General features: G+C 46.1%; 8 protein-coding genes. 7 read left to right on the top strand and 1 reads right to left on the bottom strand.

Annotated features, from left to right (window positions below; all coding sequences use genetic code 11):
* Window positions 1-22 precede the first annotated feature (22 nt).
* Window positions 23-6,367, top strand: coding sequence for an ATP-binding protein (locus J9260_RS08520; RefSeq protein WP_210220577.1), 6,345 nt, complete (start codon window positions 23-25; stop codon window positions 6,365-6,367).
* Window positions 6,348-7,013, top strand: a complete 666-nt coding sequence (locus tag J9260_RS08515) for a hypothetical protein (protein WP_210220576.1) — start codon at window positions 6,348-6,350, stop codon at window positions 7,011-7,013. Before J9260_RS08520 ends, J9260_RS08515 begins: the two co-directional genes overlap by 20 nt.
* A gap of 51 nt (window positions 7,014-7,064) precedes the next feature.
* Here J9260_RS08515 and metH read toward each other — a convergent pair whose 3' ends face one another.
* A complete protein-coding gene (metH, locus tag J9260_RS08510; protein ID WP_210220575.1) occupies window positions 7,065-10,748 on the bottom strand; it encodes a methionine synthase in 3,684 nt (1,227 codons plus the stop codon).
* A 166-nt stretch (window positions 10,749-10,914) separates the two neighbouring features.
* On the opposite strand from metH, the gene htpG reads away from it, so the two are divergent.
* The 5 genes from htpG (at window position 10,915) to J9260_RS08485 (ending at window position 16,177) form a co-directional block, all read left to right on the top strand.
* A complete protein-coding gene (htpG, locus tag J9260_RS08505; protein WP_210220574.1) occupies window positions 10,915-12,798 on the top strand; it encodes a molecular chaperone HtpG in 1,884 nt (627 codons plus the stop codon).
* A 122-nt stretch (window positions 12,799-12,920) separates the two neighbouring features.
* A complete protein-coding gene (locus J9260_RS08500) occupies window positions 12,921-13,712 on the top strand; it encodes an SDR family NAD(P)-dependent oxidoreductase (RefSeq protein ID WP_210220573.1) in 792 nt (263 codons plus the stop codon).
* Window positions 13,712-14,440, top strand: a complete 729-nt coding sequence (gene cmoA, locus J9260_RS08495) for a carboxy-S-adenosyl-L-methionine synthase CmoA (RefSeq protein WP_210220572.1) — start codon at window positions 13,712-13,714, stop codon at window positions 14,438-14,440. The genes J9260_RS08500 and cmoA overlap by 1 nt, the downstream gene beginning before the upstream one ends.
* Window positions 14,440-15,420, top strand: coding sequence for a tRNA 5-methoxyuridine(34)/uridine 5-oxyacetic acid(34) synthase CmoB (gene cmoB / locus J9260_RS08490; RefSeq protein ID WP_246499757.1), 981 nt, complete (start codon window positions 14,440-14,442; stop codon window positions 15,418-15,420). The genes cmoA and cmoB overlap by 1 nt, the downstream gene beginning before the upstream one ends.
* 64 nt (window positions 15,421-15,484) lie before the next feature.
* A complete protein-coding gene (locus J9260_RS08485) occupies window positions 15,485-16,177 on the top strand; it encodes a 2OG-Fe dioxygenase family protein (RefSeq protein ID WP_246499719.1) in 693 nt (230 codons plus the stop codon).

Here is a 16,177-nt window from a genome sequence, read left to right as displayed (position 1 = left end):
GAAATGGAGCAAAAAAATTCCAATGTCTGAATTTTTATCAAATACTAATAACTTAGTCCGCAGCTCTAGAGCTGGTGATGAGTTTCATTACATATGGGCAGCCCGTCAATGTTTGAGGCTACTCGATTTCAATACTACGTTGACAGAACTTTCTATTGAAGGTGCATCTCATTCTTCAGATGATGAAAATATCGAAGCAGGCGAGTACATTATTGATGTTGGTGAGTACTATCATAATAAAGATGGTAATATTGAGCGTATTGTCTATCATCAACTAAAACACTCCACAAGTCGGTTAGATAAACACTTCGTTCCAAGCGAGTTAGAAAATACTTTTTCTGGTTTTAGCCAGCGTTTTAAAAAATTCTCTGGAAAATACGGGAATGATTTTGCTTCTGAGAAGTTGGTGTTTGGTTTTATTTCAAATCGTCTGGTTGATGAAAAAATAAAAAACACTTTTTGTGCTCTAAAAAATAAAATAGCTGTTGAATCAGGTGAAATTGAAAGCAAGCTTCTTAAGTTTACTCAGTTAACATTTCAAGAATTACAAACTTTTGCTAGTTGTGTGGTATTCAATGATAGTGAAGGTGATTATCTTATCCAGCGTGGGCAACTGCAATTGGAACTTTCTCCATTGCTTGCTGGTAATCTGAGTCAGGGTTTATTAGATTCGCTTATTGCTATGGTGAAAGATAAAGCACTGCCTCACTCTGCTCGTTATCCTACCATACGAAAAGAAGATGTTTTGCTGCGTTTTGGAATCACATCAACGGATGAGCTTTTTCCGGCTCCACCAAAGCTCGATGGTTTAGTAGAAACTATTCCCCGCAAGCAACAAGCCGAATTCTATGAGGCAATATTAAAAAGCGAATTGCCGATAGTGATTCATGCTCCGGGTGGGGTGGGAAAATCTGTTTTGGCGCAATCGTTATGCATGAGTTTGCCAGAAAGCTCTGTAGGTATTGTGTTTGATTGCTTCGCAGCAGGTACGTATAGAAATCCGAGTCGTCCTAGGCATGAGCATAGACAGGCACTAGTTCAAATTGTCAATGAACTAGCCGTTAGGGGATTATGTGAGCCTTTGTTGCCAAATGCCAGTACAACACGTGATCAGTATCTTCGCTATTTCAGGAGTCGTATCGAACAAGCAGCTAATAAACTCAAAATATTAGACGAAGACGCATGTGTCGTTATTCTGATTGATGCTGCTGATAATGCTGAAATAGCAGCAACAGAACGAGAGGAATACTGTTTCGCTCATGAAGTTATGCAAGAGCCTCCTCCATCGGGAGTGCGGATTGTATCTCTGTGTCGGACAGAAAGAAAACACTTGCTGAAGTTACATCCGGGTGATTATTTGGACTTACCTTTGCAGGAGTTCGATAAAGCAGAAACCCAACAGATTCTTGAAGCAAAGTTCCCTTCTGCAATACTAACTGAAATTGATATTGACGAATTTCATCGCTTAAGCGGAGGCAATCCACGTGTACAAGCGAATGCTTTAGATCAAGCAGAAAGTCTAGAAAAGGCGGTGGAATACTTAGGGCCATATAGAACCAGCGTCGATGAACAAATAGCTTTTCATTTGCAAAGTGTAATAAACGATATTAAGAAGAAACACCCCGATATAAATGTTGATTTACTTTGTTCTGGCCTAGCCATCTTACCGCCATTTATTCCTATTATTGTATTGGCTGAGATTGCGAATGTTGACTCTAGCATGATAAAAAGCTTTGCTGTGGATATGGGGAGACCTCTATGGTTACTTGAAGAATCACTCCAGTTTCGTGATGAACCAACGGAAACATGGTTTAAAAATAATTATGAGGCTACTCAAGAACAACTTAACAATTTTATTCGTTCGATAAAACCATTAACTAGTCAATATGCTTATGCATCAGAAAGTTTGCCTGCTCTTTTGCTAAAAGCAGGACAGTATGATGAACTGATTGATCTTGCGTTGTCAGAAAATTTTCTACCTGTTGATAGCCCTATTGATCAACGCACAGTAAAATTAAGTCGCTTGCAATTTGCTCTAAAAGCAGCATTGAAAAAGCAAGATTTATTTAGTGTTGCCAAGTTGGCTTTACGTGCAGGTGAGGAGACTGCTGGAAGTCAACGTCAATTGAGTTTATTTAAGAAAAATATTGATCTCTTACCTCTATTTGAACCTATCCAGAAAGTTCAAGAAATTGCATTCCAGCGTCAATTATCAGGAGCTTGGGATGGTTCTGAACATGCTTATAGTGCATCGCTGCTATCGCATATCAATGAGTTTCATGGTGAGGCTCAGAGTTATTTACGTAACGCTAGAAATTGGCTTAATATTTATTTTAATGAAAGAAGTAAGCGATCTAAAAATGATAGAGGTTTTAAAGAAAAACTTCATGATGATGAGATTGTTGAACTAGCAATAACTCATATGAACATTAGGGGTGATGATGCCTTAATCGATTTTTTTTCGCGCTGGTCTCCAAAGGAGTTGGGCTACCGTGTCGGGAGACCGATAATCAAGCGTTTGGCGGATCATTCTAAGTTTGAAGCTATTGAGAACCTTGCCATAAAAGGTAGTCGTAACGCTTATCTAATTTTAGGCATTGCACACGAGCTTGCTAAACTCTGTAGATTTATACCTAAAGAATGCATCGACACGGCATTAATTATTTTGACGCATCATAAAATACGTCCAGAAACGGTCAAGAAACGTCAATATGGAGAGCCAGATTACCTTTCAGCTTATGTTGCAATTGCTGAGGCTGCTATATATTATAAACTTGATCTTAAAAAGATTAAACGCTTATTAAAAATTCATGTGCCTCAACAAGCTTCACCATCTTTCTCATCAGATCATGGTCTTGAAGATAGGGTAAGCTTCTTAAAGCCCCATGTTCTCCTTAATTATCTTGATGGAAAATATGAATTAGAATCACAAATGCTAATGCCGAAATTATGGCTTGATAAGAAAGAGTCTTATGATAATAAAAGAGAAAAAGAAGAATTTTGCCAGATTGTAGAAGCTCTTTCACCGTGGTTGTTTTTGCGCCTTAAAATTATTCGAGGTCAGGGTTCAATTGATAATATTGATTCATGTATTGAAGCTGCGAGTTCTGCATCAAATAAAGCCACCGCTTCAAGATATAAAGAATACGACCCTCTACGTTATGAAATCCAATGTGTACGTTTTGAATGTTTAGTTATCTCGAAAACCATATCCGTTAATGAAATAGAAAAATTTAAAAGCTGGTTAAAGCCCAACGATAATACAATTCGATTTTTGGAGCGAATGAAGTTTTGTCATATTGCTTATCGGAATGAAAGTCTTGAAGAACTACGTTCACTTTTAGAAGATTCTTGTTATCAAGTGGTTGATAGTATTAATGATGAGCCACCAGAATCTATTGCTGATTACTACATTGACCTTGCCAGGGCTGTTTTACCTGTGCAAAAAGAAAATGCCAAAGCTTATTTTGATACAGCAGTGGAAGTTGTTTCTAAATTTGGTGATGAAGGATTAGATCGTTGGCAGGCTATTAATGCACTTGGCAAGCAGGCATCTTGTAATAGGAGGTTAACAGACTCATTGGCTTATCGCTTCATACGTTGTGGTGAAGTCGTATCCGGCTTTGAATCAAAATATTTCGATTGGCGCGAAGCAATAAAAACATTAACTTATCAATCCCCATGTTCTGTTTTTTCTATACTAAGCCGACTGCGTGATCGTAATGTAGGTTGTTTTGAAGAGTTATTGGCAATAGCTATAAATCATCTTCTAGCACAAAAGCATTTATCACCAGAGGTAGCTTGGGCGTTTACCAGTTTTTTAGGTTTTTCCGACTCAGAAAAAATTGCTTGCCAATGTCTTGAATATAATAAAATTGAAACTATTTTTAGAAAATTTATAAAAGAAGCTCAATTGGCTAAAGCTGGTAAAGCCACATGGCTAAAAATAAAAGAAATTACACAGAGACACATGTTTCAGTTTGAAGAGCTTAATTCGATAGTTGCTTTTTATGAAGGGTATGGTGGAGTAGATGAGGAAGTAAATTCAACTTATTCTTATTCTTCACTACAGCTAAATGATGAAAAGTATAACTATGACGATCTAGTTGCTGATATTGATTTTTCACATACTGATTCAGTAAATATTGCATGTAAACGTTTTGATGCAATAGACGGGACTAGAAGCCCTGAAATTTTTTGGCAAACAGTTATTCATAAAATCCCTATTGGCTCTGAATATGTATTTGTTAACTCCGCAGCTCATTCTAGTACTATTGATTTATACGATCTTAAAAACATATTTCAGAATGTACCACCGGAATGGTGGAATAAGATAACGCTTAAGAAGAATAAAGAAAAGATTTTCCGTTCTATTTGCAAGCAACAAAGTCTTAGGTTACTATCAAATTCATATTCCTATAAGCATCATTTTGATTATTTTTTGAGTCAGTATGATGTTTCTGAACAACTGATTGCAGAATCTATTCTTGAAGGATTGGTGGGTGGACAAGATATATTGCATCCACAGTTATTATTTTCTTTGGTAAAACTGTTGGCGCGTATGTTAAGTCCCGAAGAAGCAGAGCGAGTACTTGAATATGCACTTGAACGTTTAGAGTTGTTCATTGATGAGGAACAAGCCGGTGGGATATGGAACAACGAGTTATCGCCACCTAATGATATATCTGAAGCAGCAACAGGATTGATCTGGGCAGCTTTGGCTTCACCACATGCCAAAGTTCGCTGGAATGCTGCTCATTGTGTTAGACAATTAGGAGAATTGGGTTGTACACAAGAGCTTGCACAACTGATTGCATGGTCAAAGAAAGATGTCCCGAAGGCATTTGTTGATAAAAAGCTACCTTTTTATGAATTACATGCAAGGCAATATTTGTTGATTGCTTTGGCTCGTATTGCATTAGATGATCCAATTTCATTACTGTCGCATGGGAAGTTTTTCGAGAAAATTGCTTTAGATGGTATACCTCATGTTCTGATCCAGCATTTTGCTGTCAAAACCGTGTTATTGATCGAAAAATCCATGCCGGGTACATACGATGATTCAGTGGTAAAAAAACTGCAAACTGTTAATGTTTCTCCATTCACAAAACTAAAATTAGAGGAATATGGGAAGAATTCCCAAGTAGTACCATGGTTAGGAGAAAAAGAAGTTCAGGATGATGAGGATCTACATTTTGGTTGGGATTTTGATCGTTATTGGTACGAACCGTTAGGGCGTATTTTTGGTTTATCTACTCAAAAAATTCAAATGGTAGCAAGAAAAGTCATTAGAAATGAGTGGAAATTATCTGTTACAGGAAAATATATAGACGACCCTAGGTCTGGACAGTGGAAAGGATATTATGGGGAGCGTCCTACTTATCATAGACATGGTTCTTATCCGAAAACTGACACTTTGAGTTTTTATTTTTCTTATCATGCTATGTTTTGGGTCGCTGGTAAGTTATTGACAAGTATGCCTATAGTTGAAAATAGTTATAGTTGGGAAGAAGATGAGTGGGGATATTGGTTTAATCATCATACATTAACTCTCCATGATAGTCGTTGGCTTGCTGATACTCGCGATCCTGAACCATTACATTATCGTCCTTGGTTTAATGACGATGAAAGCAATAAGGATTGGCGTTGGCAAGTCATGCCAAATGACTTTTATGATGTACTGGTTTCTAGTCATAATGATGATTTTTTTATTAATGTAAATGGATATTGGTCTTATGCTAGAGGTAGAAAAAAAGAATCTGTAACCTTATCATCAGCACTGGTTTCTCCAAGAACATCCATGGCTTTGTTGCGTGTTTTGCAAACTTATGAAAATCATCATGACTATAAAATCCCTGATGCTGGTGAGCACGTTGAAATTAATCATAAACAGTTTATTTTGCAAGGATGGATTCAAGATTTTAGCTCTGATAAGCATTTTGATGAATATGATCCTCATGCAGAGGCTATTCCTTATCCCGTATGTTTTCCCGCAGAATTTATTCAACAGGAATTTTCACTATATTTAGATAAAACCAAGAGGCAATGGTTAAATGAAAATGAGCAGGTTTGTTTAATCTCTGAGGTTTGGAGTAATGGTGAGCAACAAGATCATGGGGATTGCAAAGCAAGGGGAAAAAGACTAAAAGCCACACTTGAGTTTTTAGCAGATATGCTGCAACGACTTGATAAACAACTCATTATTGAAGTTCGGATTGAGCGCAGTTATTGTAATAGTTATTCTAATCGAGAAGAAGATGATGACCTTAAATATCCAAGACCCTATACCCAACTCTTGCTCCTCGACTCATCGGGAAAACTCAGTACGCTCTACTCGTATTATGAGCTTGGGAAAACGTCTAATTGAGGAGTTTGAGCTTGATATAGTTGGAAGAGAAAACATTTTATCACGTTGGATGGCGCATTATATTGCAGAAAAAATTATTGATGCAGAAACAGCAGTTGATAGTGAAAAACAGGAAGCAGAAAATAGTTGTGTAGAAGCCATCTTGGATTTGTGGTGGGAAAGAAATTCTTTGCCCGATGGACGTAGACCTTTTGAAAAGTTTGAACCTATCTGGGAAACCCTAGAGGGCTTAAATCCTAACAGTGATAAACCATACTTTGTAAATACAACGACTTACGAATCTCCTGAAGAGGGAAATGAGATGCAAATGTGGTTGACAATGGCTTCATATTTGGATCGAGCGGCAAGAACATTGATTGAATATTCGCTGCGAAAGGCAGTTGTTGTAGCAGTTGATAAAAAATCGTTGGAGTGGGTGCAAGCAGCTTATGGCCTGGATGCTCATACGGATGCAAGTGCGATTGTCCGTTTATTTCTTCCCGAAGGAATAATGCAAGAAGATAATAAAAAAACGGATGCAGAATTGGAAATTGAGCAACTAACTATTTATAAAGGCTATTTACAAGATTTCATTTCAACAGCGGAAAGTACGTCGATGTTCATTGATGAAAAAATAGAAAATATGAAGTCTAAGAATCTAACTTAACCTGGCAGATACCTTCTCAAATTATGGTATCTGCCAGATGTACTTGGATGTTTACGCCTCATACCCCAAAACCGGAGCCAACCACCGTTCCGCTTCCGCCAGCGTCATCCCCTTACGCTTGGCATAATCCTCGACCTGATCCCGCGCAATCCGCCCAATCCCGAAATACCGCGAATCCGGGTGGCTGAAATACCAACCCGACACTGAAGCCGCCGGATACATCGCAAACGATTCGGTAATGATCATCCCCGTATTTGCATCGACATCCAGCAACGTCCACAGCGTGCCTTTTTCGGTGTGGTCAGGGCAAGCAGGATAGCCGGGGGCAGGGCGAATCCCCTGATATTTTTCGGCAATCATCGCGTCATTATCCAGCGTTTCATCCGCCGCATAACCCCAGAATTCCTTGCGCACGCGCTCGTGCATCCGCTCTGCCAAGGCTTCTGCCAAACGGTCACACAAAGCTTCCAACATAATCGCGCTGTAATCGTCATGCTTTTCACGGAAGGCTTTCAAATGCGGCTCAATCCCAAAGCCTGTACTCACCGCAAACACGCCCATCCAGTCCGCCTTACCCGATTCCACAGGTGCAACAAAATCACCCAGACAGAAATTAGGCTGCTGCCCGTTACGCTCCATCTGCATCCGCAAATTGTGCAACACGCTCAAGGTTTGCGTGCGGCTCTCGTCGGTATACAGCACCACGTCATCGCCTTGCGCATTCGCAGGGAAGAACCCAACCACCGCTTTGGCTTGCACCCACTTTTCCGCCACCATTTTCTGCAACATCGCCTGCGCATCCGCATACAGTTTGGTGCATTCCTCGCCCACCACCTCATCCGTCAGAATGGCAGGGAACTTGCCCGCCAATTCCCAACTACGGAAAAACGGTGTCCAGTCAATTCGCTCCACCAGTTCCGCCAACGGATAATCGTTGAACACAAGCGGGGTAGGGGTGTTAGGTTTAGGCGGTGTGTAATTCGCCCAATCCACCTGAAACTTATTCGCCCGAGCCGCAGCGATGCTCACCAATTTGCGCTCGGTCTGGTTCGCCGCCCGCTTCACGCGCACTTGCTCATATTCGGCCCGAATGCTCGCCACATAATCCGGCTTCTGCTCTTTGGACAGCAACGCACTTGCCACACCCACCGCCCGCGACGCATCCGGCACATACACCACGATGTCGTTCTTAAACTGCGGCTCAATCTTCACCGCCGTATGAATTTTGGACGTGGTAGCCCCGCCAATCAGCAACGGTACATGGAAATCCTGCCGCTGCATCTCCTTGGCAACATGCACCATTTCATCCAGCGACGGCGTGATCAGGCCGGACAAGCCGATAATGTCCACCTTCTGCTCCCGCGCCACTTGCAGGATTTTTTCGGCGGAAACCATCACGCCCAAGTCGATCACTTCGTAGCTATTGCACTGCAACACCACGCCGACGATGTTCTTGCCGATGTCATGCACGTCACCTTTCACTGTTGCCATGAGGATTTTGCCGTTGGCTTGCACCTCGCAACCGGCTTTTTCGGCTTCCATGAACGGGTCGAGGTACGCCACTGATTTTTTCATCACGCGGGCAGATTTGACCACTTGCGGCAGGAACATTTTGCCCGCACCGAACAAGTCGCCGACCACATTCATGCCGTCCATCAACGGGCCTTCGATGACCAGCAGCGGACGACCGAGTTTCACCCGCGCTTCTTCGGTGTCTTCGTTGACGAAGGCATCAATGCCTTTCACCAGTGCATGTTCAAGGCGTTTTTCGACCGGCCATGAACGCCATTCGAGGTCTTCTTTCTTAACTTCGGTCGAGCCATCGCCTTTGTATTTCGCGGCAATATCCAGCAAACGTTCGGTCGCACCCGCATCCTTGTTCTGGATCACATCTTCGACCGCATCGCGCAATTCTGCCGGAATATCGTCGTAAACCGCCATTTGCGCGGCATTCACAATCCCCATATCCATGCCCGCTTTGATCGCATGGTAGAGGAACACGCTGTGGATGGCTTCGCGCACCGGATTGTTGCCCCGGAACGAGAACGACACGTTGGAAACCCCGCCGGAAATGTGCGCGTGTGGCAGGTTCTGGCGTATCCAGCGCGTGGCTTCGATAAAGTCCACTGCGTAATTATTGTGTTCGTCGATGCCCGTCGCGACTGCGAAAATGTTCGGGTCGAAAATAATGTCTTCGGGCGGGAAGCCGACTTGTTCGGTCAGAATCTTGTAGGCGCGTGAACAAATCTCGATTTTACGCGCTTGCGTATCCGCCTGGCCTTGTTCGTCAAACGCCATCACGATCACCGCTGCTCCGTAACGGCGCACCAGTTTGGCTTGCTGGATAAATTTTTCCTCGCCTTCCTTCATCGAAATCGAGTTGACGATGCCTTTGCCTTGGATGCACTTCAGACCGGCTTCGATGACGTCCCACTTCGAGGAGTCGACCATGATTGGTACGCGGGCAATATCCGGTTCGGATGCGATCAGGTTGAGGAAGCGGGTCATTTCTTTTTCCGCATCCAGCAAGCCTTCGTCCATGTTAATGTCGATGACGGGTGCGCCGCTTTCGACTTGTTCCAACGCGACTTGTAAGGCTTCGGTGTAATTGCCTTCTTTGATCAGGCGCTTGAATTTGAGTGAGCCGGTGACGTTGGTGCGTTCGCCCACGTTCACAAACAAGCTGTTCGCGCCGATATTGAACGGTTCCAGCCCGGAAAGGCGGCATTCTTTGGCCAGTTGTGGTGCTTTGCGTGGTGCAATTCCAGCTACCGCATCGGCAATGGATTTGATGTGCGCAGGCGATGTGCCGCAGCAGCCACCGACAATATTGAGGAAGCCACTTTGCGCCCATTCACGGATGTGTACCGCCATTTCCGCGCCGTCCATGTCGTATTCGCCCATTTCATTCGGTAAACCGGCATTGGGGTGGGCAGAAACGCCGGTGGCACACACGCGGGACATTTCTTCGACATACTGACGCAACAAATCCGGCCCCAGTGCGCAGTTCAAACCAAACGAAATCGCGTCGGCGTGTGCCAGCGCATTGTAGAACGCTTCGGTAGTTTGCCCTGACAGCGTGCGCCCTGACGCATCGGTAATTGTGCCGGAAATCATGATCGGCAGTTCGATATTATCTTCATCGAACACCTGCTTGACCGCAAATACCGCAGCCTTGGCATTGAGCGTGTCGAAAATGGTTTCGATCAGGATAATGTCAGCACCACCTTCGATCAGACCACGGGTGGATTCCATGTACGCCGTGACTAGCGCATCGAAGGTGACGTTGCGGAAACCGGGGTCGTTGACATCGGGGGAAATGCTGCATGTACGGCTAGTCGGCCCCAACACGCCTGCCACAAAGCGTGGTTTGTCGGGGGTGCTGTATTCATCGGCAACCGAACGTGCCAGTTTCGCCGCTTCTACATTGATTTCATACGACAGGTCTTGCATGTCGTAGTCGTGCATCGAAATCGTGGTGGCGTTGAAGGTGCAAGTTTCGAGGATGTCCGCGCCGACTTCTAGGTATTGCGCGTGGATGCCACGGATAATCTGCGGTTGGCTCAATACCAGCAAGTCGTTGTTGCCCTTGACATCGGTATGCCATGCAGCAAACCGTGTGCCGCGATAATCGGCTTCTTCCAGTTTGTGGCGTTGGATCATCGTGCCCATCGCGCCGTCAAGAATCAGGATGCGGTCGGCAAGGGCTTGTTGAAGTTGGTTTGTGCGGTTCATGGTGTTTATGTCATCGGCAATTCAAACAAGGCGCGTATCGTACCAGAATCTCACGCCAAGGGCATTCGTCCACACGTCGCCTTGAAATTGCAGGTTGCCCTTGAAATCCACGCTGGCTTCCCCATCTTCCGCTCATCAAATGAACCAGAATGAGGACGAAACCCCCATGACAGCACAAAAAGAAAACCTGCAATTTCAAACCGAAGTGAATCAACTGTTACACCTGATGATTCACTCGCTGTATTCCAACAAGGAAATTTTCCTGCGCGAGTTGGTATCTAACGGTTCAGATGCGTGCGACAAGCTGCGTTTTGAAGCGATTGGCAACGACAGCCTCTACGAAACTGACAGCGAATTGCGCGTAGAAGTCGAATTCGACGCGGCAGCGGGCACGATCACCGTGCGCGACAACGGTATCGGCATGAGCCGCGATGAAGTTGTGACCAATATCGGCACGATTGCCAAATCCGGCACCAAAGAATTCCTGAGCAAACTGACCGGCGATGAGAAAAAAGACTCGCACATGATCGGGCAGTTCGGGGTAGGTTTCTACGCCTCCTTCATCGTTGCCGACAAAGTAACACTGACCACGCGCCGCGCTGGGGATGCCGCTTCTGAAGGTGTGCGCTGGGAATCCGATGCGCAATCCGGCTACTCACTGGAACAGGTCGAAAAAGCCACTCGCGGTACAGAAATTGTCCTGCACCTCAAAGAAGACGAAAAGCTGTTGGCTGACGGCTGGCGTTTACGCAATATCATCCGCCAATATTCCGACCATATCCCGCTGCCGGTGAATATGCGCAAAACCGAAGCGGGTGAAATCAAGGATGAATGGGAAACCGTCAACAAAGCCAACGCACTGTGGACACGCGCCAAATCCGAGGTAAAAGACGAGGAATACCAAGAATTCTACAAGCACGTTTCACACGACTGGGAAGATGCGCTGGCATGGTCACACAACCGCGTTGAAGGCAAATACGAATACACGTCCCTGCTGTACCTGCCATCCAAAGCCCCGTTCGACATGTTTGACCGTGACAACACCCACGGATTGAAGCTGTACGTGCAACGCGTCTTCATCATGGAAGACAAAGAATTCAAGCTGATGCCACGCTATTTGCGTTTCGTGCGCGGTGTGCTGGATTCCAATGACCTGCCGTTGAACGTGTCGCGTGAAATCCTGCAAGGCAATAAAATCATCGAGAACATGAAAAATGCTTCGGTGAAAAAAGTCATTGGCTTGCTGGAAAACATGATCGCCAACGAGCCAGAAAAATACCAAAAATTCTGGAAAGAATTCGGCAAAGTCCTCAAAGAAGGTCCCGGCGAAGACTTCAGCAACCGCGAACAAATCGCCAAATTGCTGCGCTTCTCTTCCACATTGGATGACAGTGCGGAACAAACCGTCTCCTTGCCGGACTACATGGCTCGCATGAAGGAAGGTCAGGACAAAATCTACTACATCACTGCCGACAGCCACACTGCTGCAAAAAACAGCCCGCATCTGGAAGTGTTCCGCAAGAAAGGCATCGAAGTATTGCTGTTGTCCGACCGCGTAGACGAATGGCTGGTACAGCATTTGATGGAGTTTGAAGGCAAATCGCTGCAATCTGTCGCCAAAGGCCAGCTTGACCTGTCCAAACTCGAAACCGAGGAAGACAAGAAAGAGCAGGAAAAAGTCGAAGCTGAAGCCAAAAACATGGTCGAACACATCAAAACGGCATTGGGCGAAAAAGTCGGCGACGTGCGTGTATCGCACCGTTTGACCACTTCACCATCTTGCATCGTGCTGAACGACCATGACATGGCGTTGTACATGCAGCAATTGATGAAACAAGCCGGTCACGAAATGCCTGACACCAAGCCTGCGCTGGAAATCAACCCGACGCATCCGTTGCTCAAGCGCATGGAAGCCGAAACCGATGATGAACGTTTTGGCGAATGGTCAAGCATTTTGCTGGATCAGGCGATTCTGGCAGAAGGCGGGCAATTGGAAGACCCGGCGGGCTTCGTTAACCGTTTGAATAAGCTGATGTTGGCAATGGGTTAATCCCGCCCAGCCCCTTGCTGCTCAATGCAAGGGGCTGTTTCTTGATTTGCATCCTACCCCGTTACTGCGATAAGCGTTACACTTTGCCTCTTTTTCAAGATTTCCCCTATCGGAGAACCTCAATGCAGGAAGATTTACTTGCGTATGTACCCACCCTGGAAGCCCTGCAAGGGCGTGTGATTTTGGTGACAGGTGCAGCCGCTGGTTTAGGCAAAGCGATTGCAATGGCGTGTGCGCAATACGGTGCTACCGTGGTGATGCTGGATAAGGAAATGCGCCGCGCAGAAGACACTTACGACGCAATCGTGAACGCAGGCTACCCGGAACCCGCCATTTACCCGCTGGATATGCAGGGCGCGAATGCCAAAGATTACGCTGATTTAGCGGAAAATTTGCGTGAGCAAATGGGGCGTTTGGATGGTTTAGTGCTGAATGCGGCGTGGTTGGGTTCGTTTACGCCGATTGCGCATTACGATGCGGAATTGTGGGCAAAAATGATTATGGTCAATTTGCACGCTAACTTTCTGTTAACCCATGCGTGTTTACCGTTGCTGAGTGCGTCACCTGATCCGGCGATTGTGTTTGCGGATCACGAATCCAATAAAGCGTTTTACGGTGCGTTTGGGGTGGCAAAAGCGGGGATGCGGGCATTTTGCGATATTTTGGCGGCAGAACATTCTGATTCCGGGCATTTTATCCGGGTGAATAGTGTGGATACCGGCCCGGTACGCACCAGTATGCGCACTTTGAATTTCCCCGGTGAAAACCCTAATAGCGTAGCGCGTCCTGAAGCGTTGGTGGCTCCGTTCTTGTATTTTCTGGGGGCGGATGCGGGGCAACGTTCCGGTGAGAAACTCGTGTTGCCGCGTCAGCCTGCTGATTTGCAATGGGCTGGCGAGGCGGTGAGCGCGTAATGCAGCGTGATACCGTTTACGCTTTGCCGCAAGCGCAGTTGGTGGATTTTGCGTTTAATGAATCAGTCGCGGACGTGTTCCCCGATATGATTCGACGCTCAGTTCCGGGCTATGAAACCGTGATTGGTTTGCTGGGGGTTATTGCGCGTCGCTATGCGCAGCCGCAGTCGCGCATTTACGATTTAGGGTGTTCGTTGGGTGCGGCTACGTTGTCGATGGCTTCACAGGTACGTGATACTGACGTGCATTTTGTATGCGTCGATAACTCCGCAGCGATGACCAGCCGTTGCGGGCAAATCCTCCAGCGGCATTTGCGCACTGCACAGTTTGAAGTGGTGTGTGACGATATTCAAGCCGTTGCCTTGGAACAAGCCTCGGTGGTAGTGCTGAATTTTACCCTGCAATTCCTCAAACCGGCGGAACGTTTGACTATGTTGCAGAAGGTGTACGCGGGTTTGCGCCCCGGTGGGGTGTTGGTATTGTCGGAAAAATTAGCTTTTGCCGATACTGAGGAACAGGAGTTACTCACTGATTTGCATTTGGAATTTAAACGTGCCAACGGTTACAGCGAGTTGGAGATCAGCCAAAAACGCTCGGCGTTGGAGCATGTGTTGATTCCCGATACTTTGGAGCAGCATATTGAACGTTTGCACGCAGCGGGTTTTGCGCAAGTGGTGCAGTGGTTCCAAGGATTTAATTTTGCAGCATTGTTGGCGGTAAAAGCGTGATGGATTACGCGGATTTGTATGCTTTTTTGCAATCATCGCGGCTGGCGGGGTGGTTGACGACATTACCGGCGCAACTTGAGCAGTTTGCGCAGGAAAATAGTCATGGTAAGCAACCCGAATGGCAGGCAGCGATTGATAGTTTGCCCGCATTGCAACCTAGTGTGATGGATTTTGGTGGGAGTGCGGTGCGTATTGGCGTGTCACACGATGCGGATAGTGCCGCACACGCCGCGTTAATGGCTGCGTTACAGGCATTGATTCCTTGGCGTAAAGGCCCGTTTGAGTTGTTCGGGATTACTGTGGATACCGAATGGCGTTCCGATTGGAAATGGGAGCGCGTCGCGCCGCACCTTACGCCGTTGCAAGATCGGGTGGTGTTGGATGTGGGTTGTGGCAGTGGCTACCACTTGTGGCGGATGTACGCAGCCGGTGCGCAAGCCGTGGTAGGTATCGACCCCACTGTATTGTTTCTTAAGCAATTTGAACTGATTAAGCATTATGCTGGTGCGACGCATCCGGTGTGGATGTTGCCGTTAAAAAGCGAAGATTTACCGGATTTGCGCCAAAAAGGTTTTGATACCGCATTTTCGATGGGGGTGTTATATCACCGTCGTGACCCGTTGGGGCATTTGCAGGAATTACGGCGTGCTTTGTGTGCGGGTGGGGAGTTGGTGTTAGAAACGCTGGTGGTAGCGGGTGATGAACAAACCGCCCTGATGCCGCACGACCGCTATGCAAAAATGCGCAACGTTTGGTTTATTCCCTCAGTAGCAATGTTGCAGTTGTGGTTGAAACGTTTAGGTTTTTTGAATATCCGGGTGGTGGATATTACCCAGACCAGCGTGGAAGAGCAGCGTTGTACCGCGTGGAGTAAGGGGGAATCGCTGGTAGATTTTCTCGACCCGACAGATCACAGCCGTACTGTGGAAGGTTATCCCGCACCGTTGCGGGCGACGCTTATCGCTAATACGCCTAAGTGATCTATTCAGCGGTTTATCAGTAAATTACACTATGATGATGAATGCATGAAATGAAGTGAGCTAAGTGAATACCTTATTGCACAAACCCGGTTATCTGTTGGCGGTTGGTGAAGCCAGTCGGTTGCAGTCGCATCTTTCCCAGCGCATGGGGCAGGCGTACAAACGATTCCGCGCAAGCTGGAACGGTTTGTTGCGCGACCCGTATTTGCGTGACGGTGGTGATTACCGTTACCGGCGTTATTCGGTGTTTCATTGGAAGAACAACCAGTTAGAAGTACTTCCTCATGAGCCACATTACCAAAGTAGCCATTACAATCACGTCCACGGTGGTTTTAACCGGCATTTTCGGGCGTGGTTGCCGACTACGCTGAAAAATCCGGTTTTGACGGAAATTATCCGTTGGTCAACCCAACAGTTTTCGCGCAGTCCGGTGGATTTGTGGCGGATTCAGGCACATCAATTCCGTATTGTGGCGCAAGGGGATAAAGCGGGACGGCCTACACCCGAAGGCGTGCATAAAGACGGCGCGGAATACATCCTGATTATGATGATGGATCGGCACAACGTCAGCGGTGGGGTGAGTCACATTTACGACAATGAGATGCGCCCGTTAGGTGAAGGCACATTGGAACAGGCAGGGGATTTGGTGTTGGTTAACGATCACGCGGTGTATCACGGCGTAACCGAAATTAGCCCATCAGACCCAACACACCCGGCTTGGCGCGATGTGCTGGTGCTGACGTTCCATAAGCAGTAA

Source organism: Thiothrix unzii, from assembly GCF_017901175.1.
GTDB classification, from domain to species: domain Bacteria; phylum Pseudomonadota; class Gammaproteobacteria; order Thiotrichales; family Thiotrichaceae; genus Thiothrix; species Thiothrix unzii.
The sequence above is the reverse complement of the archived record's forward strand: the minus strand, read 5'-3'. Positions and strand labels throughout refer to the sequence as shown.

Coding starts and splice junctions, on each gene's coding strand:
- htpG (WP_210220574.1), top strand. CDS start 10,915: ATGACAGCACAAAAAGAAAACCTGCAATTTCAAACCGAAGTGAATCAA.
- cmoA (WP_210220572.1), top strand. CDS start 13,712: ATGCAGCGTGATACCGTTTACGCTTTGCCGCAAGCGCAGTTGGTGGAT.
- cmoB (WP_246499757.1), top strand. CDS start 14,440: ATGGATTACGCGGATTTGTATGCTTTTTTGCAATCATCGCGGCTGGCG.
- J9260_RS08500 (WP_210220573.1), top strand. CDS start 12,921: ATGCAGGAAGATTTACTTGCGTATGTACCCACCCTGGAAGCCCTGCAA.
- J9260_RS08520 (WP_210220577.1), top strand. CDS start 23: ATGTCTGAATTTTTATCAAATACTAATAACTTAGTCCGCAGCTCTAGA.
- metH (WP_210220575.1), bottom strand. CDS start 10,748: ATGAACCGCACAAACCAACTTCAACAAGCCCTTGCCGACCGCATCCTG.